This is a genomic window from Tardiphaga sp. 619_E2_N8_4, from assembly GCF_051810905.1.
In the GTDB taxonomy this organism is placed as follows: domain Bacteria; phylum Pseudomonadota; class Alphaproteobacteria; order Rhizobiales; family Xanthobacteraceae; genus Tardiphaga; species Tardiphaga robiniae.
The window spans coordinates 1,675,288-1,696,661 of record NZ_JBPWQJ010000001.1 but is presented as its reverse complement, the minus strand read 5'-3'; the positions used below and the strand labels follow the sequence as shown (position 1 = coordinate 1,696,661).

At 62.2% G+C, this 21,374-nt stretch carries 20 protein-coding genes; 17 read left to right on the top strand and 3 right to left on the bottom strand.

The features are described from left to right. Nucleotides 1-25 precede the first annotated feature (25 nt). From AB8A23_RS08040 to AB8A23_RS08030, 3 genes are all read left to right on the top strand, one after another. A complete protein-coding gene (locus tag AB8A23_RS08040; protein WP_068729346.1) occupies nucleotides 26-997 on the top strand; it encodes a TAXI family TRAP transporter solute-binding subunit in 972 nt (323 codons plus the stop codon). A 197-nt stretch (nucleotides 998-1,194) separates the two neighbouring features. After that, entirely contained in the window at nucleotides 1,195-2,445 is a 1,251-nt protein-coding gene (locus AB8A23_RS08035) for an MFS transporter (RefSeq protein ID WP_439059956.1), read from the top strand. A gap of 281 nt (nucleotides 2,446-2,726) precedes the next feature. Then, a complete protein-coding gene (locus AB8A23_RS08030; RefSeq protein WP_439059957.1) occupies nucleotides 2,727-3,728 on the top strand; it encodes a Bug family tripartite tricarboxylate transporter substrate binding protein in 1,002 nt (333 codons plus the stop codon). A 1,130-nt stretch (nucleotides 3,729-4,858) separates the two neighbouring features. On the opposite strand, the gene AB8A23_RS08025 is transcribed toward AB8A23_RS08030, so the two are convergent. Next, entirely contained in the window at nucleotides 4,859-5,335 is a 477-nt protein-coding gene (locus AB8A23_RS08025; RefSeq protein WP_439059958.1) for a hypothetical protein, read from the bottom strand. Between the two features lie 200 nt (nucleotides 5,336-5,535). On the opposite strand from AB8A23_RS08025, the gene AB8A23_RS08020 reads away from it, so the two are divergent. The 4 genes from AB8A23_RS08020 to AB8A23_RS08005 all read left to right on the top strand — a co-directional run bounded on the left by AB8A23_RS08020 (nucleotide 5,536) and on the right by AB8A23_RS08005 (nucleotide 8,215). Beyond that, on the top strand, nucleotides 5,536-5,838 hold the full coding sequence (locus AB8A23_RS08020; protein ID WP_184512165.1) for a hypothetical protein: 303 nt from the start codon (nucleotides 5,536-5,538) through the stop codon (nucleotides 5,836-5,838). Nucleotides 5,839-5,986: 148 nt separating this feature from the next. Then, nucleotides 5,987-7,234, top strand: coding sequence for a bifunctional glutamate N-acetyltransferase/amino-acid acetyltransferase ArgJ (gene argJ, locus AB8A23_RS08015; protein WP_093757463.1), 1,248 nt, complete (start codon nucleotides 5,987-5,989; stop codon nucleotides 7,232-7,234). A 43-nt stretch (nucleotides 7,235-7,277) separates the two neighbouring features. After that, nucleotides 7,278-7,820 (top strand): hypothetical protein, encoded by a 543-nt coding sequence (locus tag AB8A23_RS08010; protein ID WP_439059959.1) that lies wholly within the window; start codon nucleotides 7,278-7,280, stop codon nucleotides 7,818-7,820. Then, entirely contained in the window at nucleotides 7,817-8,215 is a 399-nt protein-coding gene (locus tag AB8A23_RS08005) for a (deoxy)nucleoside triphosphate pyrophosphohydrolase (RefSeq protein WP_231078972.1), read from the top strand. The genes AB8A23_RS08010 and AB8A23_RS08005 overlap by 4 nt, the downstream gene beginning before the upstream one ends. Here the strand turns inward: AB8A23_RS08005 and AB8A23_RS08000 are convergent. Further along, complete coding sequence (locus tag AB8A23_RS08000; protein WP_439059960.1) at nucleotides 8,212-9,060, bottom strand: methyltransferase domain-containing protein; 849 nt, start codon at nucleotides 9,058-9,060, stop codon at nucleotides 8,212-8,214. The two genes, AB8A23_RS08005 and AB8A23_RS08000, sit on opposite strands and share 4 nt — an antisense overlap. Nucleotides 9,061-9,137: 77 nt before the next feature. Between AB8A23_RS08000 and AB8A23_RS07995 the strand changes: the two genes are divergently transcribed. From AB8A23_RS07995 to AB8A23_RS07950, 10 genes are all read left to right on the top strand, one after another. Continuing rightward, nucleotides 9,138-9,947: a ComF family protein gene (locus tag AB8A23_RS07995; RefSeq protein ID WP_439059961.1), complete on the top strand. Its 810-nt coding sequence runs from the start codon at nucleotides 9,138-9,140 to the stop codon at nucleotides 9,945-9,947. A 30-nt stretch (nucleotides 9,948-9,977) separates the two neighbouring features. After that, on the top strand, nucleotides 9,978-10,253 hold the full coding sequence (gene grxC / locus AB8A23_RS07990) for a glutaredoxin 3 (RefSeq protein ID WP_068729362.1): 276 nt from the start codon (nucleotides 9,978-9,980) through the stop codon (nucleotides 10,251-10,253). Continuing rightward, entirely contained in the window at nucleotides 10,250-11,149 is a 900-nt protein-coding gene (locus AB8A23_RS07985) for a carbon-nitrogen hydrolase family protein (RefSeq protein WP_175368049.1), read from the top strand. The genes grxC and AB8A23_RS07985 overlap by 4 nt, the downstream gene beginning before the upstream one ends. Then, complete coding sequence (locus AB8A23_RS07980; RefSeq protein WP_089267700.1) at nucleotides 11,146-11,604, top strand: DUF1178 family protein; 459 nt, start codon at nucleotides 11,146-11,148, stop codon at nucleotides 11,602-11,604. The genes AB8A23_RS07985 and AB8A23_RS07980 overlap by 4 nt, the downstream gene beginning before the upstream one ends. Nucleotides 11,605-11,956: 352 nt before the next feature. Further along, nucleotides 11,957-13,900 (top strand): PrkA family serine protein kinase, encoded by a 1,944-nt coding sequence (locus tag AB8A23_RS07975; protein WP_089267701.1) that lies wholly within the window; start codon nucleotides 11,957-11,959, stop codon nucleotides 13,898-13,900. Between the two features lie 25 nt (nucleotides 13,901-13,925). Continuing rightward, nucleotides 13,926-15,197: a YeaH/YhbH family protein gene (locus AB8A23_RS07970; protein ID WP_170849644.1), complete on the top strand. Its 1,272-nt coding sequence runs from the start codon at nucleotides 13,926-13,928 to the stop codon at nucleotides 15,195-15,197. Further along, complete coding sequence (locus tag AB8A23_RS07965) at nucleotides 15,194-16,729, top strand: SpoVR family protein (RefSeq protein WP_175368050.1); 1,536 nt, start codon at nucleotides 15,194-15,196, stop codon at nucleotides 16,727-16,729. Before AB8A23_RS07970 ends, AB8A23_RS07965 begins: the two co-directional genes overlap by 4 nt. Nucleotides 16,730-16,826: 97 nt before the next feature. Next, the gene (locus AB8A23_RS07960; RefSeq protein ID WP_231078968.1) at nucleotides 16,827-17,102 is read left to right on the top strand and encodes a metal/formaldehyde-sensitive transcriptional repressor; all 276 of its coding nucleotides are present in this window, start codon (nucleotides 16,827-16,829) and stop codon (nucleotides 17,100-17,102) included. 11 nt (nucleotides 17,103-17,113) lie between these two features. Continuing rightward, nucleotides 17,114-18,022 carry a CDF family Co(II)/Ni(II) efflux transporter DmeF gene (dmeF, locus tag AB8A23_RS07955; RefSeq protein ID WP_231078967.1) on the top strand — a complete coding sequence of 303 codons (909 nt, stop codon included), beginning with the start codon at nucleotides 17,114-17,116 and terminating at the stop codon, nucleotides 18,020-18,022. 144 nt (nucleotides 18,023-18,166) lie between these two features. Continuing rightward, nucleotides 18,167-19,759 carry a class I adenylate-forming enzyme family protein gene (locus AB8A23_RS07950; RefSeq protein ID WP_439059962.1) on the top strand — a complete coding sequence of 531 codons (1,593 nt, stop codon included), beginning with the start codon at nucleotides 18,167-18,169 and terminating at the stop codon, nucleotides 19,757-19,759. Here AB8A23_RS07950 and AB8A23_RS07945 read toward each other — a convergent pair whose 3' ends face one another. After that, on the bottom strand, nucleotides 19,760-21,349 hold the full coding sequence (locus AB8A23_RS07945) for a gamma-glutamyltransferase family protein (RefSeq protein WP_439059963.1): 1,590 nt from the start codon (nucleotides 21,347-21,349) through the stop codon (nucleotides 19,760-19,762). Nucleotides 21,350-21,374 lie beyond the last annotated feature (25 nt).

Here is a 21,374-nt window from a genome sequence, read left to right as displayed (position 1 = left end):
ATCAAAACTGGAGGAGAGGACAACCATGTTCAAGCGTTTCAGAAAGACATCGATTGCCGTGGCGCTGGTCGCCACGGCCGGCCTTGCAGGCGCGGCCATCGCGCAGCAGAAGACCATGGCGATCGGCACTGGCGGCACCGGCGGCGTCTATTATCCGCTCGGCGGCGCCATCGCCAATGTGCTGTCGAAGGCGCTGCCGAACACCCAGGCCACCGCGGAAGTCACCGGCGGGTCGGTCGATAACCTCAAGCTGATTGCCTCGGGCCAGAGCGAGCTCGGCTTCAGCATGGCCGACGCCGCGCTCGACGCGCTGAACGGCCAGGACAAGTTCAAGAGCGGCAAGGTCCCGCTGCAGACTTTGCTGGTGGTCTATCCGAACCGCATGCATATCGTGACCATCGAGGGCGCCGGCATCGAGAAGATGTCGGATCTCAAGGGCAAGCGCGTCTCCACGGGCTCGCCGGGCGGCGCCACCGAAGTGATGGCGTTCCGCGTCATCGAGGCCGCCGGTCTCGACAAGGACAAGGACATGAAGCGCGAGCGTCTCGGCGTCGCTGAGTCCGTCAACGCCATCAAGGACCGCAAGATCGACGCCTTCTTCTGGGTCGGCGGCGTTCCCACCGCCGCCGTCACCGATCTCGCCGCCACACCCGGCATGAAAATCAAGTTCGTCGACCATGCCGACCTCGCCGCCAAGATGAACGAGAAATACGGCAAGCTGTATTCGCCCTCGACCATCAGCAAGAGCATCTATCCCGGCATGGACAAGGACAATGCCAATACCGAAGTCTGGAACATCATCGTGACCGGCAACAAGATGAGCGACGACGACGCCTACAACATCGTCAAGACGCTGGTGGAGAAGAAGGCCGACATCGTCGCCGTGCACAAGGAGGCCGAGAGCTTCTCGCTCGACAACCAGGTGCAGGAGCGCTCCCCGGTGCCGTTCCATCCGGGCGCGCTGAAATACTTCAAGGAAAAGGGCATCGGGAAGTAAGACCAGCCCGCCACAAGACCAGACTTAAGGCCGCGATGCGAAAGCCTCGCGGCCTTTGTTTTTAAGTGGTTGATCGCGGACCTCCCCTTTGTCATCCCCGCCTAGGCGGAGACGACGGCGGCCACGTCGAATACCGCGGAACCGGCGTGACTTCGCGCCGTTGCCTGCCGGGCACTGCCGTGCCGTGAGGGCCGCGCGTGCACGACGACGCCAACAGGATCAAACATCCGCTCGACGCGCTGAACTTTTTTCTCGCCGATGTCCGAGACGGGCTCGGGCCCTATCTCGCGATCTATCTGCTGACAGTCCAGAAATGGGACGAGGCCTCCATCGGCATCGTGATGTCGGTCGCCGCCCTCGCCGGCATTGTCGCGCAGACCCCCGCCGGCGCCCTGATCGACAAGACCACGGCCAAGCGCGCCATCGTCATTCTTGCCGCCGTCATCGTCACACTCGGCTCGATCGTGCTGCCACTCTACCCCGGCTTCCTATTTGTCGCGACGACACAGGCACTGACCGGTGTCGCCGCGGCCGTCTTCGCACCGGCACTGGCGGCGATCACACTCGGCATTGTCGGCCCCAAAGCCTTTGCCCGCCGGATCGGCCGTAACGAGGCGTTCAACCATGCCGGCAATGCGACGGCGGCGACGTTGGCCGGCATCTTCGCCTATGCCTTCGGACCGATCGTCGTGTTCTGGCTGATGGCCGCGATGGCTGTGGCGAGCATCCTCGCGACGCTGGCGATCCCCGCTAATGCCATCGATCATCAGATGGCCCGCGGTCTCGGCGATCTCGACGACACGCACGATCACGATGCCGCCGACCGGCCATCCGGCTTTCAGGTGCTGCTGACCTGCAAGCCGCTCCTGATATTTGCCGCCGCCACCGTGCTGTTTCATTTCTCCAATGCGGCGATGCTGCCGCTGGTCGGCCAGAAACTCGCACTGGTGAAGAGCGAGCTCGGCACCACGTTGATGTCGGTCTGCATCGTCGCGGCGCAATTGGTGATGGTGCCGGTCGCGATGCTGGTCGGCCGCAAGGCCGATGTCTGGGGCCGCAAACCGATTTTCGCCTGCGCGCTCGCCGTGCTGGCGCTGCGCGGCGCGCTGTATCCGCTCTCCGATGATCCCTATTGGCTGGTCGGCGTGCAGACCCTCGACGGCATCGGCGCCGGAATCTTCGGCGCGATCTTCCCGCTGGTGGTCGCGGACCTCACTTACGGCACCGGCCACTTCAATATCAGCCAGGGCGCGATCGCCACCGCCGCGGGATTAGGGGGCGCTCTCAGCACGGCCATTGCCGGCGTGATCGTGGTAAAGGCCGGCTACAGCGTGGCATTCCTGGTGCTTGCCGCCTTGGCGGGGATCGGCCTCATCCTGTTCATCGTCGCCATGCCGGAGACGCGACCTTCCGACGCACGTCATCAGCCGTTAGTACCAAATGCTTAAGGATGGTATTGCATTGCGGTAGCAACTCGCAGTGCAGCATAGTACCATCCACCCCAGTACGTTCCCATGCATGTTGTCCATGGAAACGCCTGATCGGGAGAAGCTGGAAAGACCTGCCGGTTGCGCAGATGAGTCGCAGGAGCGGACCATCTTCGGGTTCGTTGTACCAGCCGTGCCGGTTCCCACTTGATCCCGGCCTCCCGTCAATGTCTTAAACACCCTCAATCAGATCGCGCGTCGCAGCCGCGCGGCCTGTCCGACATGCAAAAGGACTCTTCGAGATGTCATCATCGATCCGCTTCCCGTCCCGCCGCTCCGTGATCCTCGGCGGCGCGGCTGCCCTCGGCACCCTGCCGATCCTGTCGCGCCGCGCCAGCGCCGCAGAGTGGCCCACCAAGCCGGTGAAGTTCATTGTTCCGTTCGCGGCCGGCGGCACCACCGACATTCTGGCCCGCGTCGTCGCGCAGAAGATGTCCGAAGAGATGGGCCAGCAGTTCATCGTCGAGAACAAGGCCGGCGCCGGCGGCAACATCGCCGCTGACTTCGTCGCCAAGGCCGAAGGCGACGGCTACACCTTCCTGGTCGGCACGCCCGGCACCCACGCGATCAACAAGTTCGTGTTCAAGAACATGACCTATGATCCGGTGAGGGATCTGGCCTCGGTGATCGTGATCGCCAAGGTGCCGAACCTGTTCTCGGTGACCAACTCGCTGCCGGCCAAGAGCGTCAAGGAATTCATCGAACTCGCCAAGGCCAAGCCGGATGAATATTTCTACGGCACGCCGGGTCTCGGTTCGACCGCGCATCTGTCGACCGAACTGTTCAAGTCGATGACCGGCGTGAAGCTGACCCACGTGCCCTACAAGGGCAGCGCCCCCGCGCTCACCGACCTGATCGGCGGCCGCGTCCATGTGATGATCGACAACCTGCCGGCGGCGCAGCCTTTCGCGGAGAGCAACCAGATCCGTGCACTCGCCGTCTCCACCAGCAAGCGTTGGGAGCCGATGAAGGACATTCCGACCATCGCGGAATCCGGCGTCGACGGCTACGACGCCGCCTCCTGGTTCACCATCGCAGCCCCGGCGAAGACGCCGAAGGAGATCATCGCCAAGCTCAATGCCTCGACCGACAAGTTCATCAAGTCAGCCGACGGCACTGCCCGCCTGATCAAGCTCGGCGCCGATCCGACCGGCGGTTCGCCGGCCGATATGGATGCCTATGTGCAGTCCGAAATCGAGAAGTGGGGCAAGGTCGCCCAGTTCGCCGGCATCAAGCCGGAGTAAGGGCAGCGCAGGGTTGGCAGGGCGTTAGACGCGCCTGCCTGTCTCGCTTCGTTAAGCGTGAATAGATCGAAGGGCATGCGCATCCGCGTGTGCCCTTTTGTTTTGGGAGTGCGGTTGGCGCCGATTCCACACTCGTTATTCCTCAGGCAAACCAATTGGTTTGCCTGAGGGTGTGCGTAAGCCCGGACGCGCTGAATCCTCAATTGTCATTCCGGGATGCGCCCGGCCGGCGCAGCCGGCTGAGGCGCAGGCCCGGAATCCATAAGCTCGATCGTGGTTATGGATTCCGGGCTCGCGCAACGCGCCCCCGAATGACAGCACCTAAACATTTTTTCCTATCTCCCGTTGACACCATCCCCATCAGGTTTATATTCCCATTCGTCCTGCCCCACCGAGAGGGGCGATCGCGATCGTCACGTTCGCGGGGTGGGATGCGGTGGACGCCGGAGATGCGGCGTCACGCGGTTCATGGGGGAACGTCTGTCTTCGGGCAGGACGGATCTGCGCCAGCACTGCCACTGGCAAGGAGACGGCCGACCTTCAGATGGACAGATCCCTGGACAGTGTGACGGACGACCAAATCGAAACGCGTCCGGCTTACTCGCTTGAGGCTCCCTTCCCATCGCCTTGGGACTTTAATTCGCGATCGGAGCGTTCGTCGAGGCAAAGTGCAAGCAACCGAAAAAACACCGCAGGCGGAACGCTGGGCAATCGCTCGTGCTTCCGAAAGTCCTGATGCATTACCCCATGCGGAAGACCGCATTCGCATCAGGCCCAAGGGTGCATCGGGCACCCGGCGTTCCGCACGCCCTCTCACAAGAGGGCGAGAATGCAAGCAACGACGGCGCCCCCGCGCCGCTAACAATGGGGGCGATGACGCATGTCTGCAGAGCAGTGGCTGTTTGACAGTTGAATCTGCGATGGCGCAGAGGCGCCGGAGGAATCCCTCCCTCAAGCAATGCGCAGTGGGGAGGGTCGGCCGAGCGAAGCGGAGGCCGGGGTGGGGTCTCTCCGCGAACTCAACGCGTGCGGCAGCACCCCCACCCGACCGGCCAAGCGGCCGGCCACCCATGGCGGACGAACCGTCCGCCAGACCCCACGCAAGCGCGGGGGAGGGATAAGAAAGCCAGCTACTCGAACTTCATGTCGATGCAGCGCGACACGTCCGAGCCCAGCCCCGACGGAATCGTGACACAGCCACGAATTTTCTGCTGGGTGTTGTCGCTGACCCACATGGCAAAACCACCATTGCCGAAGAACGAATTGGTGTTCGGCGGCTCGGTCTCCGTGGCATCGAAGGAATAGCTGGAGTCGGTGTCGAACACGCGCGGCTTCTTCACGCAAGCGCCATCGCTCTGGACGTTGATGACTTCCTTGGCATCACGCGTCATCGATAGCGACACCGAGCAACGGAAATATTCCGAGGTCTTCACATTGAACAGATAGGCATAAGAGCGGCAGGTCGCCGTACTCAGCTTGCCTGCGGCAAGCCCACGCCCGCAGGAGATGCGCTGGTTGTTGCTGAGCTTGAAATCATCCGCCGCAGCGAGACCGGGCGCCAATACCACCGCGCCAACAACCAAAAGACTTTTCACGATCGCTCGCATTGTCGAATCATCCCCATCGCCGCATTCATCGTGGACCGGCTTAGCCCGAATGCGAAAGATAGTCGCCCGGCCAGGCTTGCGAAATAACAAACTCTGTCGCGACCGCATGTCGTATTGACGGGCTGTCACCGTTCGTGATTTGTTCAAGACCACCGAGCAGCCGCGATGTACTTTCAAAAACACTTTTCGGAGAATTTGGGATGACCGCTCGAGCCTTTACGATGCTGTGCGCCGCCGCACTGATGACATCGGCCCTGGCCGGCCCTGCGCTCGCTCAGGCGCCGACACCCTGGGTGCTCTCGCCCGACATGGGCTATGGCTACGACGCGTCAGGCAAGACCTTCGCGTACAAGATGGGCACCAACAATGCCAAGTTCCTGCTGAAGGGCGCCAAGAAAGTGCCGAAGAACACGCTCTTCTTCATCGGCGAGAACGGCCAGCTCTATATGCGCAGCGGTCCGTTCCTCGAAGACGACGGCAAGTTCAAGTTCGGTCCGGGCTAGTCCCGGTTTCGGACAGGATCATGCGCAACCGGACGGCTGCCGCATGACGGAGACATGACATTGCTCCCTTCGCCATGAAGCCCTCTCCCACCACGGTGGCAGAGGTGATACAGAGCGCTTCATCTTTTTACGAAAGCTGAAAGCACTCATGGCCAAGTCGCTGCCCGTCTCCCCCCTCGCCCCGACCGCTGTTCCCGAACTACCCGCGATTGCAGGCGTGCGCCTCGCCACGGCCGCTGCCGGCATCCGCTATACCGGCCGCACCGATGTGCTGCTCGCGGTGATGGACAAGGGCACGACGGCAGCCGGCGTGTTCACCACGTCGAAGTGCCCGTCGGCTCCCGTGGAGTGGTGCCGCGCGGTGCTGAAGAACGGCAAGGCGCAGGCGCTGGTCGTCAATTCCGGCAATGCCAATGCCTTCACCGGCAAGACCGGCAAGGCATCGACCAAGCTGACCGGCGACATCGCGTCCAAGGCCGTCGGCTGCAAGCCGAACGAGATCTTCCTGGCCTCGACCGGCGTGATCGGCGAACCGCTCGACGCCACCAAGTTCGACGGTGTTCTCGCCACGCTGGCCGATAGCGCGACGCCCGAGGGCTGGATGGACGCCGCCAAGGCGATCATGACCACCGACACCTTCCCGAAGGTCGCGACGGCCACCGTGAAACTCGGCAAGGCCAAAGTCACCATCAACGGCATCGCCAAGGGCTCGGGCATGATCGCACCGGACATGGCGACCATGCTGTCCTTCGTCTTCACCGACGCGCCGATCAGCGCGCCGGCCTTGCAGGCGCTGCTCAAGGCGGGCGTCGATGACACGTTCAATGCCGTGACGGTCGATGGCGACACTTCGACCTCCGACACCCTTATGATGTTCGCCACCGGTGCCGCGGCGGCCCAGGGCGCACCGAAGATCACCAAGGCCAGCGACGTCAGGCTAAAGCCATTCGTGAAGGCGCTGCAGACGCTGCTCGCCGACCTCGCCGAACAGGTCGCCCGTGACGGCGAAGGCGCCCGCAAGCTGATCGAGATCATCGTTGAAGGCGCAACCACCAAGGCCTCGGCCCGCAAGATCGCCATGTCGATCGCCAATTCGCCGCTGGTGAAGACTGCCGTTGCCGGTGAAGACGCCAATTGGGGACGCGTGGTGATGGCCGTCGGCAAGGCCGGCCAGCCGGCCAATCGCGACAAGCTGTCGATCTCGTTCAACGGCATCCGCGTCGCCAAGTCCGGCGCGCGCGACCCGTCCTATAACGAGGCCGAGGTCTCGAAGACGATGAAAGAGCAGAAAATCCAGATCAAGGTGGCGCTCGGCCTCGGCAAAGCGCGCGACCGCGTGCTGACCTGCGACCTCACCAAGGAATATATCGCGATCAACGGCGATTATCGGTCTTAGCTTGCTACTGCGCCTGCGGACGACGTCGATGAAGATATGTGCGATGGCCGGCACGACAGGGGGTCTGATCCTTGCCTGTGCCGTCGCAATGCCAATCGGCACCGCCGAAGCGCAGGATCAGTCATCGAGCAGGACACGCACGCTCACGCGCAGCGTCAAGGCGGGTCAGGAGGTCGGCCTTGGCTTCGCGGTGCGATGGAACGCGAAATGTGAGCCGGTGCTGCCCAAGCTCACTATCGCCAAACCTCCGTCGCGTGGCAGTCTGTGCGGACGGACGATCATGGTCACCCCACAAAAGAATGTGACCGGGGACGACCAGACCTGTGTCGGGAAACGCATGCGCGCACTGCAACTGGTTTACATGCCCAGCAGCGACTATTCGGGAGCGGACACGGTCGACTACATCATCGAACTGCCGCGCGTGCAGCTCACGACCCATGTCGACATTCAGGTAATCCCGAACGATGCTGCAACCAAAACTCTCATACCGAACAATGAGAGCGCGCCCGGAAAAGCTGGCGATGCGATCGTTCTCTGTGCCCCACACATGTCCCAGACAACCAACAACCGCGTAATAACCCTATGAAACTCGTCCTCGTCGTCGCCTGCGCATTGATTGATCCCGACGGCCGCGTGCTGATCGCACAGCGGCCGGAAGGCAAGGCGCTGGCCGGCCTGTGGGAATTTCCCGGCGGCAAGCTGGAGCCCGGCGAACGGCCGGAAGCGGCGCTGATCCGCGAGCTCGACGAGGAGCTCGGGATCACGGTGAAGGAAGCCTGCCTCGCGCCACTGACCTTCGCCAGCCACGCCTATGAGGACTTCCACCTGTTGATGCCGCTCTATATCTGCCGGCGCTGGGAAGGCCTCGCGATCTCCAGGGAAGGCCAGAATCTTGCCTGGGTGCGCCCCAACAGGCTGCGCGACTATCCGATGCCGGCCGCGGATATCCCGCTGATCCCGCATCTGATCGATCTGCTCTAGGGCTTCAGCCCCTTCACCGCGTCGGCGAGACTTGCTTTCGCCGAGCCCGGCTTCAGCGGCTTCTGCTGGCTCTCATGCGGCGCCCAGCCGGATAGCCAGATGACGTCGAAGGTTGTGCGAATGCGGCCGTCGGGATCGGCAAAGCGCTCGCTGTAGATCTGCGCCATGCGCAGCAGTGTCGCGCGGCGCAGCGGCGCCCGGCGGCGCTCGACCAGCACATTGGTGGCGCCCATCCTGCGCAGATCCTGCATCAGACCGAAGGCGCTGTCGTAACGCACCACGACGCGATCGACATCGGTCACCGGCAGCGCAAATCCCGCGCGCTGCAGCAAGGCGCCGACATCGCGCAGATCGGCCATTGGTGCGACGCGCGGCGAAATGCCGCCGTCGCGTTCGGCTTCCGCCGCGGCGAAGGACTGCCGAAGCTCGGTCAGCGTGTCACCGCCGAGCATTGCGGCCAGCAGCAGACCATCAGGCTTCAACGCGCGACGGATCTGCGCCATCACGCCGGGCAGATCGTTAACGAAGTGCAGCCCGAGCGCGGAGACGACGAGATCGAGCGACGCCGGCGCGAGATTGAGACCGTCGCTTTCGACATCGGGCACATCGGCATGTGTGAGATGGCCGACACGCCCGGCCACAACATCGCGCAGACGGTTGCCCGGCGTCGCGACGTCAGCGGCACTGTCGAACTGGCGCAGCACTGCCTGCAATCGCTCATCCATGTCGGCGATGACACGATCCAGCAGGAAATTCTCGGCGCCCAGCCGCGATGCACGCCCCTGCCGCGCCCGCAGCAGAGCGCGGTCGAACAGGATCGGTGCAGTATTGGAGGTCTGAGCCATGCGGCTTGGTACGCCGAAGACCAGGGATCTGGCAATCGCGCTTGAGATCAGCGCAGGAGGGCTCTAGCCTTCAACCCATGGACGCAGAGGCGACAGTGTCGTGGTCCCTCCCCGCGCAATTGCGCGGCGCGCTGAGGCTTTGCCGGTCTGCATGGAAGCAAACCGCCCGCCTTGCGCTCGACATCGCGCTGCCGACGCTCTGCGTCGCCTGCCGGGAACCCGTCGCCGGTGAGGGCGTCTGCGCGGCCTGCTGGGGCCAGCTCTCCTTCATCGCGCCGCCGTTCTGCAGCCGGCTCGGCATCCCCTTCGTCTACGATCCCGGCCCGGGCATCCTGTCGATGCAGGCGATTGCCGATCCGCCGGCCTATCACCGCGCCCGCGCCGCCGTGCGCTATGACGATGTCGCCCGCACGCTGGTGCATCAGTTGAAATATCATGACCGGACAGACCTCGCGCCAATCATGGGTCGCTGGATGGCGCGTGCGGGGAAGGATTTGCTCGCGGATGCTGATATTCTGGTGCCGGTGCCGCTGCATTGGCGGCGCGGCTTCAGCCGGCGCTTCAACCAGTCCGGCGCGCTGGCGCGGGAAATCGGCCGGCAGAGCGGCGTTGCAATATCCCGCGACGCCTTACGGCGAATACGCCCGACCGAACACCAGATCGGCCTGTCGCGCAGCGAGCGCGCCAGCAATGTCCAGGGCGCCTTCAAGGTCCCACCTGAACGCCGGGCTGAAATCCAGGGCCGCCGCGTCATTTTGGTCGACGACGTGCTGACCTCGGGTGCCACGACGGACGCCTGCGCACGGGCGCTGCTGCGCGCCAAGGCGGCCCAGGTCGATGTGCTGGTCTTTGCGCGGGTTGTGGAGGCCCACAAGGTCCCCATATAATCAGGCACTTCCCTGCAACTGGAGCACCCGATGGCCGCCGCGATTGAAATCTACACCCGCCCGGGCTGCGGCTATTGCAGCGCCGCGATCTCGCTGCTCCAGCGCAAGAAAGCTGCATTCACCCATTTCGACACCGCGACCGATCCGAAGCTGCGCCAGGAAATGTTCGACCGCACCTATCCCGGCGCCACCTTCCCGCAGATCTTCATCGATGGCACCCTGATCGGCGGCTGTGACGATCTCTATGCATTGGACCGCGAAGGCAAATTTGACGCCATGATCGCAGGCGAGAAGGCCACCTCATGAGCCAGACATCCCCAACGTCCGAGCCCCAGACCTTCACCGCCGCCATGGTGCAGATGCGCACCGGCCTGCTGCCGGAGCCGAGCCTCGAACAGGGCCGTCATCTGATCCGCGAAGCCGTGCTCGCCGGCGCTGACTATGTGCTCACGCCGGAAGTGAGCAACATGATGCAGCTCAATCGCACGGCGCTGTTCGAACATCTGCGCCCGGAGGAAGACGACCTCTCGCTGAAGGCCTATCGCGCGCTCGCCGCGGAGCTGAAGATCTACCTGCATATCGGATCGCTGGCCGTGCTGGCCAACCCCGAACGCGCCGCCAATCGCTCGTTCCTGATCGGACCGGACGGCAATGTCCTGGCGAGCTATGACAAGATCCATATGTTCGACATCGATCTGCCGAACGGCGAGAGCTATCGCGAATCCGCGAATTATCAGCCGGGCGAGACCGCCGTCATCTCGGATCTCCCCTGGGGCCGCATCGGTCTGACCATCTGCTACGACGTCCGCTTCCCGGCGCTTTATCGCGCATTGGCCGAAAGCGGTGCGTCTTTCCTCACCGTGCCCTCGGCGTTCACCCAGAAGACCGGCGAAGCTCATTGGCACACGCTGCTGCGCGCCCGCGCCATCGAGACTGGCTGCTTCGTCTTTGCGGCAGCCCAGGGCGGCGTGCATGAGAACAAGCGTGCGACATATGGACACTCGCTGATTATCGACCCGTGGGGCGTGGTTCTGGCCGAAGCGACGGGTGTCGAGCCGGGCTTCATTCTGGCCAAGATCGATCCTGCGAAGGTGACGGAAGCGCGCAAGACCGTACCGTCCCTGCAGCACGGCCGCCGTTTCAGCGTCAGCGATCCCAAATCGGGCCCAGACTATCTGCACCTTGTCCGGCAAGCGACATGATCCGTTACGACCTACGCTGCGAGAAGGGCCATGCTTTCGAAAGCTGGTTCCAGAGTTCCGGCGCCTATGACTCCCAAGTGAAGCGCAAGCTGGTGAATTGCCCGAATTGCGGATCGGTGAAGGTCGAAAAGGCCATTATGGCCCCGCGTATCGTGGGCAAGAGCAAGAATCGCCCGGCACCCGCCCCTGACGCCGGTTCCGAGACCACAGCCCCGCTGATGATGGCGCCGCAGGAAGCCGAACTGCGCGCCAAGCTGAAAGAACTGCGCGATCACGTTACCAAAAACGCGGACAATGTCGGTGAAAGCTTCCCGACCGAAGCTCGCAAGATGCATTATGGCGACATCGAACATCGTCCGATCTACGGCGAAGCGACGCCGGATGAAGCACGGTCGCTGATCGATGAAGGTATCGAGGTGACTCCGCTGCCTGTCCTGCCCAGCGATCGGAACTGAGCGCAACCTCCGCTCACCAGCATTCTTGTGCGCGTTTCGACTCATCCAAACTGCGCCGTCGGTACATGATTCCGAAAGCTTCCCACATACGGCAACTTTGTGGCGTTCGAGTCACAGGCGTGCACAATCGCTTTGTTAGCCCTTGAGACATGGCAAAACTCGCCTAACTTATAAGCAAGTGCCTGAATATGAGTCGCGCGATGCACTCAGATCGCATTGCGCGATTTCGGACCTGGATGTGTCCTGAAGGCTATAGTGCTGATGTTGAGTCGCGATCGGAAAGACGCGTTCCGTTACCACCTTAGGAGCATCGCGACCAACAGGACGGCCGACCAGCAAGGAGAGAGGGATCATGTACAACGATTCTCTGTTCAATGCGTTCGCTAGAAGTTACGAAGCCCGAAGTGAGACGGACATGTCGATGTCCGAGTATCTGGAATCCTGCAGAGGGGACCCGATGCGATATGCGAACGCGGCGGAACGCCTACTGGCGGCGATCGGCGAGCCTCAAATGATAGACACGGCCAAGGATCCACGCCTTGGCCGTATTTTTTTGAATCGTACCATCCGTAGCTATCCAGCCTTTGCCGGCTTTCACGGCATGGAAGATACGATCGAACGCATCGTCGCCTTCTTCCGCCATGCGGCGCAGGGCCTCGAAGAGCGCAAGCAGATTCTCTATCTGCTCGGCCCGGTCGGCGGCGGCAAATCATCGCTTGCCGAGCGCCTCAAGGCCTTGATGGAAGTCCATCCCATCTATGTGCTGAAAGCTGGCGACGAACTCTCTCCGGTTTATGAAAGCCCGCTCAGCCTGTTCGATCCCGACACGCTCGGCCCGATGATCGAAGAGAAATATGGCATTCCGCGCCGGCGGCTTACGGGTCTCATGAGTCCGTGGTGCTACAAGCGGCTCGAAGCTTTCGGCGGCGACATCTCGCAATTCCGTGTCGCCCGCATCCAGCCGTCGCGATTGCGCCAGATCGCCATCGCCAAGACCGAACCCGGTGACGAGAACAACCAGGACATCTCCTCGCTGGTCGGCAAGGTGGATATCCGCAAGCTCGAAATCTTCGCCCAAAACGATCCCGACGCTTACAGCTATTCCGGTGGCCTCAACCGCGCCAATCAGGGCGTGCTTGAATTCGTCGAAATGTTCAAGGCGCCAATCAAGATGCTGCATCCGCTTCTGACGGCGACGCAGGAAGGCAACTATATCGGCACCGAAAATATCGGCGCAATTCCGTTCACTGGTGTGATTCTCGCCCACTCCAACGAGTCCGAGTGGCAGAGTTTCAAGGCCAACAAGAATAATGAAGCCTTCATCGATCGTATCTGCGTCATCAAGGTGCCGTACTGCCTGCGCGTCACCGAAGAACAGAAGATCTATGAGAAGCTCATTCAGGGTTCCGAACTCGCCACCGCACCTTGCGCACCGGCGACTTTGGAAACCCTGGCACGCTTCTCCGTGATGTCGCGGCTGCGCAAGCACGAGAACTCGACGACCTTCGCCAAGATGCGGGTCTATGACGGCGAAAGCCTGAAAGAGTCGGATCCGAAGGCCCGCAGCGTTCAGGAATACAAGGACGCCGCCGGTGTTGATGAAGGCATGGACGGTGCCTCGACGCGCTTCGCGTTCAAAGTTCTGGCCGCGACCTACAATCACGACACGTCGGAGATTGGGGCGGATCCCGTGCACCTGATGTATACGCTGGAGCAGGCGATCCGCAGGGAGCAGATGCCTGATGAAGTCGAAAAACGTTATCTCGAATTCATCAAGGCCGAGCTTGTGCCGCGTTATGCGGAGTTCATCGGTCACGAAATCCAGAAGGCGTATCTGGAATCCTATTCGGACTACGGCCAGAACCTGTTCGATCGTTACGTCGACTATGCCGATGCCTGGATCGAAGATCAGGACTTCAAGGATCCTGACACCGGACAATTGCTCGATCGCGAATTGCTCAATCAGGAACTGAGCAAGATCGAAAAGCCGGCCGGAATTGCCAACCCCAAGGACTTCCGCAACGAAGTCGTGAAGTTCTCGCTTCGCTCACGAGCACAGAACGGTGGAAAGAATCCGACCTGGACGAGTTATGAGAAGATCAGGGAAGTCATCGAAAAGCGCATCTTCTCTCAAGTTGAAGATCTGCTTCCGGTGATCTCCTTCGGATCGAAGAAGGACGGCGAGACCGAGAAAAAGCATGACGACTTCGTCGCGCGGATGATCGTTCGCGGCTACACCGAGCGCCAGGTTCGCCGTCTCGTCGAATGGTACATGCGCGTGAAACAGGCCGGCTGACGCAAGGAGCCAACATAACGTGGCCATGCATATCGTCGATAGACGCCTGAACCCGAGCAGCAAGAGTCTTGAGAACCGCCAGCGGTTCTTGCGACGCGCGAAAGCTCTGGTTCAGGGAGCCGTCAAGAAAGCCTCCCAGGACCGCGACATCAAAGACGTCCTGGAAGGCGGCGAAGTGTCCATCCCGCTCGACGGGATGAACGAGCCCCGCTTCTATCGCGAAGGCGGCATTCGCGACCGGGTGTTGCCCGGCAATGTAAAATTTGTGGAAGGTGATTACCTTCAACGGCCGCAATCGAAGAGCGGCAGATCGAACGATGCCGGCGAAGGCGACGGCGAGGATGCATTCCGGTTTGTGCTCAGCCGGGAGGAGTTCGTCGACATTTTCCTCGACGACCTGGAACTGCCGGATCTTTCCAAGCGCAAGCTGGCCGAAGTCGAAAACGAAGGCCTGCGCCGCGCTGGATATACGACGTCCGGTTCGCCTGCCAACATCTCGGTCAGCCGCACCGTACGCTTGGCCATGGCACGACGGGTTGCACTGCAGCGACCGCGACCCGAGGCCATTGCACAGTTGGAAGCTGAACTGGAGCATTGCAGTGACGAGCGCCGCCCCGAATTGCTGGCAGAGATCACGCGGCTGAAATCCAAGATGCGGCGGATTCCGTTCATCGATCCCATCGACATCCGCTATCGCCGCTTCGAGAACGTGCCGAAGCCGGTGGCGCAGGCGGTGATGTTCTGCCTGATGGACGTCTCCGGCTCGATGTCCGAGCACATGAAGGATCTCGCCAAGCGGTTCTACATGCTGCTCTACGTCTTCCTGACGCGTCGCTATCGTAAGGTCGAGATCGTCTTCATCCGTCACACCGACCGTGCCGAGGAAGTCGACGAGCAGACCTTTTTCCATGGCCCCGCGTCAGGCGGCACGCTGGTTTCCAGTGCACTGCAGGCCATGCATGAGATCGTGCAGTCACGCTATCGCCCCGCCGACTGGAATATCTATGCCGCGCAGGCCTCGGACGGCGACAACTCTTATGCCGATGGCGATCTCTCCGGCCGCCTGCTCAAGGACATGATCCTGCCGGTGACGCAGTTCTTCGCCTATCTGGAAGTGGGCGAATCCGGCAGCCATCCGTTCGAAATGTCGGAATCCTCACTGTGGACGCTGTATCAGCGGCTGCGCGCGGAAGGTGCACCGCTGTCGATGCGCAAGGTCAACGACCGCAGCGAGATCTTTCCGGTGTTCCACGACCTGTTTCAACGTCGCCAGGCCAAGGAGAGGGTGGCTCCATGACAGACCGTCTCTACGAAGGCGCGGACTGGGACTTCACCACATTGCAGCGCATCCACGATGCCTGCGAGGAGATTGCCGAAAAGGAGCTCGGCCTCAACGTCTACCCGAACCAGATCGAGGTCATCACCGCCGAGCAGATGCTGGACGCTTACTCGTCCGTAGGCATGCCGCTGTATTACAAGCACTGGTCGTTCGGCAAACAATTCGCCCATCAGGAAGCGTCCTATCGCAAGGGCCTGATGGGTTTGGCCTATGAGATCGTTATTAACTCGTCGCCATGCATTTCCTACCTGATGGAGGAAAACACGGCGACGATGCAGACGCTGGTAATTGCCCACGCCGCTTTCGGCCATAATCACTTCTTCAAGAACAATTATTTGTTCAAGCAGTGGACCGACGCCGACGGCATTCTCGACTATCTCGATTTTGCCAAGGGCTATGTGGCGCAGTGCGAGGAAAAGCATGGCCGCGCAGCGGTGGAGCAGACACTCGACGCCGCGCACGCGCTGATGTCGCACGGCGTCGATCGCTATCCCGGTAAGAAATCGCTGGATTTGCGGGCCGAGGAAAAACGCGCCAAAGAGCGCCGCAATCACGAAGAAACTTCGTTCAACGATCTATGGCGCACGGTGCCGACGGGGCGGACAAAGAGTGCCTCACTGCTCAGCGCGGAGCGTCGCCGTGCACTGCTCGGCCTGCCGCAGGAGAACCTGCTATATTTTCTGGAGAAATCCGCACCGCGCCTGAAGACCTGGCAGCGCGAACTCATCCGCATCGTTCGGCACATCTCGCAATACTTCTACCCGCAAGGTCAGACCAAGGTGATGAACGAAGGCACGGCCACTTACGTGCACTATCGCATCATGAGCCGGCTGCATCAGACCGGACAGATCTCGGATGGCAACTTCCTGGAATTCCTGCAATCGCACACCAATGTCGTGTTCCAGCCGAATTACGACGACCGGCGCTTCTCGGGCTTCAACCCCTACGCGCTCGGCTTCGCCATGATGCAGGACATCGAAAAAATCGTCACCGATCCGACGGACGAGGACCGCGCGTGGTTTCCCGATATCGCCGGCAAAGGCGATGCAATGGCGGTCCTGCGCGATATCTGGGCGAACTACCGCGACGAGAGCTTCGTCAGCCAGTTCCTGAGCCCACGACTGATGCGCCACATGCGGATGTTCCACCTGCATGACGATCCGGCCGTGTCGGAAGGCATCCGCGTCGACGCCATCCATGACGAGCGTGGCTATCGCCGCGTCCGACGTGTGCTGGCGCGTCAGTACGACGTCGGCCTGATTGATGCGAATATCGAAGTGGTGGACGTCGACCTCGCCGGCGATCGCCGGTTGATGCTGAAGCATTCGGTGCTCAATGGCGCCCTGCTTAATGAGCCCGATGCGAAGCGGGTGCTGCAGCATCTCGCCGACCTCTGGAGCTACGACGTCTCGCTTGCCGAGGTCGATGCCTCCGGCCTGGTGCTCAAGGAACATGTCGCCCATCCTCGCGTGATGGCTGCGGCCGCCTGATCGATCCCTCTCCGTTTCCTCCCGCAAACTCCCCTGCCCGGCTTGTCGCCGGGCGGGGACTTTCGCTCGGACGAAATATAGGGTAGGGGACTATCCTATGTCGCATCTCACCGCTAACAAGACCAAGCTGCTTGCCCGGGTCCGTCGGCTCGCCGGCCAAATGGCCGCCATCGAGAAGGCCATCACCGAAGACGCCGGCTGCGCCACGATTCTGCATCAGGTCGCAGGCGTGCGCGGCTCCGTGAGCGGGCTGATGGATGAACTGATCGAGGACCATGTCCGCGAGCATGTCGCCCATCCCGGTCTCAGCGCCGACGACCGGGCGGCCGGCGCCGAAGAACTCGTCGCCGCTATCCGGCGGTACGCGAAATAAGGACCGGCAGTATGCGCACCCACGACATCGACCACCTGTCCCACGAGCACATGTTTCTTGGCGACAATCACGACGAGAACACCCGCCGCACGCTGTGGGTGGTCGTCCTTACGGCGCTGATGATGGTCGGCGAGATCGTTGCCGGCACTGTCTTCAACTCGATGGCGCTGCTGGCTGACGGCTTCCACATGGCGACCCATGCGGTGGCGCTCGCCATTGCTGCGGGTGCCTATGCCTATGCACGCCGCAACGCACATAACCGCCGCTTTACTTTCGGCACGGGCAAGGTCGGCGATCTCGCCGGCTTTGCCTCTGCGTTGGTGCTGGCGGTCATCGCCCTCGGCATCGCCGTCGAATCCGTGCAGCGGCTATTCAATCCATCCGCAGTCGCTTTCGGCGAAGCCACGGTGATCGCCGTCATCGGCTTGATCGTGAATATCGCCAGTGCGTTTCTGCTGAGCGGCGGGCATCATCACGACGGTCATGACCACGACCATCACCACGGCGCGCATCATCACGACAACAACATGCGCTCCGCCTTCATGCATGTGCTGGCCGATGCGCTGACCTCGGTGCTCGCCATCGCCGCGCTGCTAGCCGGCCGCTATCTGAACTGGGTTTGGCTCGATCCTGTGATGGGCATCGTCGGCGGCATCGTCATCGCCGCCTGGGCGTGGAATCTGCTGTGCGACACGGCGGCCGTGTTGCTCGACACGTCAGATCCGCATCTGGAACAGGAAATCCGCGATGAGGTCGAGCGCCCCGGCGACGCCCGCATCTTCGACCTCCACGTGTGGCGCGTCGGCCCCAGTGCGCATGCCGCGATCGTCGGCTTTGCCGGCGGAGCCAGCACAGAGACGGTGCGGCAGCGCCTCGCGGCCGTGCATGAATTGCAGCACGTGACTGTGGAAGCGCGCTAGCGTCGGACGCACATCTCCCGCGTTACGAGCCATGCAGCGAGGCGGGTTGGCATTCGCAGCATGGCTGATTAACCTGACGTCATCATCGCCAGCCAAATGGCGGGGCGTGCCGATTGCGGCGCGCAAAAAACGTCTGGGACGGACATGCAAGGACAGATCCCGCCGGGAACCTCAACGCCGGCCACCCGCCATGAAGTTCTCTACAGCGACCGCGTCGTCACCTGTTTCTCCGATCGTCCGCCGACCCTCGACGCCATGCTGCGCGCTGCTGTCGCGCGAAAGCCGGAGGGCGTCGCGCTGGTGCTCGGCGAGGAACGAGTCGCCTATGCGGAGCTCGACCGCGTCGCGGAGAATGTCGCCCGCAATCTGATCGCCTGCGGCTTCAAGAGGGGCGAGCGCATCGCGCTGCTGCTCGGCAACTGCCTGGAGTTCATCTTCTGCGCGCTCGGCGCCGTCCGCGCGGGGATGATCGTCGTGCCGCTCAACACCCGGCAACGCATGCCGGAGATCGACTATGTGCTGCAGCAGTGTGGGGCTTCAGCGCTCGTCTATGACGCCGACTGCGAGGCCAACCTGCCCGCACCACGTGCGGACTTGCGCAATCAGTGGGTGGTCGGCAGCGGGCGTGCGCCATCCTTTGCGGAGCTGACGAAAGATGCGCCTGCCGCTGCGCTTCCCGAACTCCATCAGGAAGACACCGCGTTTCTGCTCTATACGTCGGGCACCACTGGCAACCCGAAAGGCGCGATGCTTACCCATGCAAGCATCATCCATTCGCTGCTGAACTTCCAGCACGGCTATGGCCTGCATGACGGTGACGTCACCATGCTGGCGGTGCCAGCATCGCATGTCACCGGGCTTGTGGCATTGATCCTTGCGACCATCAATGTCGCCGGAACGACGGTCATCCTGCCGACCTTCAAGGCACCGGAGTTTCTCGCTGTCGCGGCACGCGAGCGCATGACCTACACACTAATGGTGCCGGCAATGTATAATCTCTGCCTGCTGCAGCCGGATTTCGATCGTCACGATCTGTCTTCATGGCGCATCGCCGGCTTCGGCGGCGCGCCGATGCCCGAAGCGACCATCACGCGCCTCGCCGAGGTGCTGCCGAAGCTTAATCTCTGTAATGCCTATGGTTCGACTGAGACTTCATCACCCGCGACGATGTTTCCGCCCGGCTCGCCCGTCAGCAAGATCAATTCGGTCGGACGCCCGGTAACCGGCGCGCATATCGTGGTTGCTGATGATGACGGCCGCGAGGTGCCGGCCGGCCAGGACGGCGAATTGCTGATTGCCGGCGCTATGGTCGTGCCGGGCTATTGGGACAACCCGGATGCGACGCGCACCGGCTTCGTCGGCGGCTATTGGCGCTCCGGCGATATCGGCCGCATGGATGCGGGCGGCTATGTCTATGTGGTCGACCGCAAGAAGGACATGATCAATCGCGCCGGCTTCAAGATCTACTGCACCGAGGTCGAAAACGTGATGTCACATCATCCCGCCATCGTCGAAAGCGCAGTGGTGGGCAAGCCGGATCCAGTGCTGGGCGAACGCGTACACGCCTTCGTCTATAGCCCTGATGGCGGCAACGAGGCCGACATCCGCAAATACTGCGCGGAGCGACTGTCCGACTACAAGGTGCCGGACACCATCACCTTCCTGAAGGAGCCGCTGCCGCGCAACGCCAATGGCAAGATCCTCAAGACCGAACTACGCAAGATGATGGCGAGCTGATCACCAAGCGGCGACAGCACCATCCGAGCGCGGGTCCGTCGCGCCTTCGAGCACGCCATTGGCGTGCAGCACGATGGCGCCGGCATGGCCCATGGTGCCGGTATAGCTGCCGAGCACCTCCACCACGTGACCGGCATCCCGAAGCTGCTGGATCAATGCGGGATCGAAGCGATCCTCCACCTTCAGCGTGACGCTCTCGTCGCCCCAGGTCTTGCCGAGCAGCCAGCGCGGCGCGGTCACGGCCTGCTGCAGCGGCATGTTGAACATGCCGTAGCGCGAGAACACCGCAGACTGTGTCTGCGGCTGACCTTCGCCGCCCATATTGCCATAAACCATGCGGCGACCGTCATCGAAGATCGCCATCGCCGGATTGAGCGTGTGGAAGGGCTTGCGGCCCGGCTTCAGCGCATTCCAGCCACTCTCGGCAAGCCGGAACGAGGCGCCGCGGTTTTGCCAGCAGATGCCGGTTTCCGGCAGCACGACGCCGGAGCCGAACTCGAAATAGACCGACTGAATGAACGACACCGAACGGCCCTGTTCGTCGATGACGCCGAGCCAGATGGTATCGCCGGGCTTGCGCACATGCGGCCACGGCAGCGCAATCTTGCGATCGATATGGCGCGCCAACTCGTCCAGCTTGGCGTCGTCGAGGAAAGCCGCAGGATCCACCGTCATGTGATCGGGATCGCCGACATGCTCGTCGCGCACGATGAACGCCTGCTTGGTGGCCTCGATCAGACCGTGGATGTGATCGAAACCTTCGGCCTGGGTGACACCAAGGCGATCGAACATCGCGAGGATCATCAGCGACGACAGGCCCTGCGTCGGCGGCGCCATGTTGAACAGCTGCGCGCCGCGTACGGTGGTCGATAGCGGCGGGCGCTCGGCGGCTTGATGGTTCTGCAGATCGGCCGCGGTGACGGGCGATGCGACCCTGGCGAGGTCAGCGGCGATCGTGTCGGCCAGCTTGCCGTTGTAGAAACTCTCGAAGCCCTCGACGGCCAGACGCCTCAGCGTCGCGCCGAGCGCCGGCAGTTTCATGATATCGCCTTCGGCCGGCGCCTGCCCGTTCGGCATGAAAGTCCCGGCGAAATTCGGCTGGTCCTTCAGCTCCGCGAATTTCTCAGACGTCAGTTCGGATTGGCTGCGCGTGACGACGATGCCGTTCTCGGCATAATAGATTGCGCTGTCGAGCAGGCGTTCGCGCGACAGCGGCTTCTGCCAATGCTTCGAAACATCCAGCGCCTTCTGCCAGCCGGACACGGTCCCGGCGACGGTGTTGGCAGCGAGCGGTCCGCGGAACGGAATCGCCGAAGCGCCCTTCGACGCATAGTAAGCAAGCTCCACCGCTGCTCCGGCGCGGCCGCAGGCATCCACCGTGATCGGCGCCTTACCGGGCTCGGCGATCAGCCAGAAGCCGTCGCCGCCGATGCCGGTCATGTGCGGATAGACCACTGCGAGCGCCGCCGCTACGGCGATCGCCGCTTCCACAGCGGTCCCGCCATCCTTGAGCACATCGAGACCGGCCTGCGACGCCAAGTGATGCGGCGAGGTAACCATGCCCCGTCGCGCGCGCGGTGTTTCAAGCATTCGTCGTCTCCAGAACTCGTGGCAT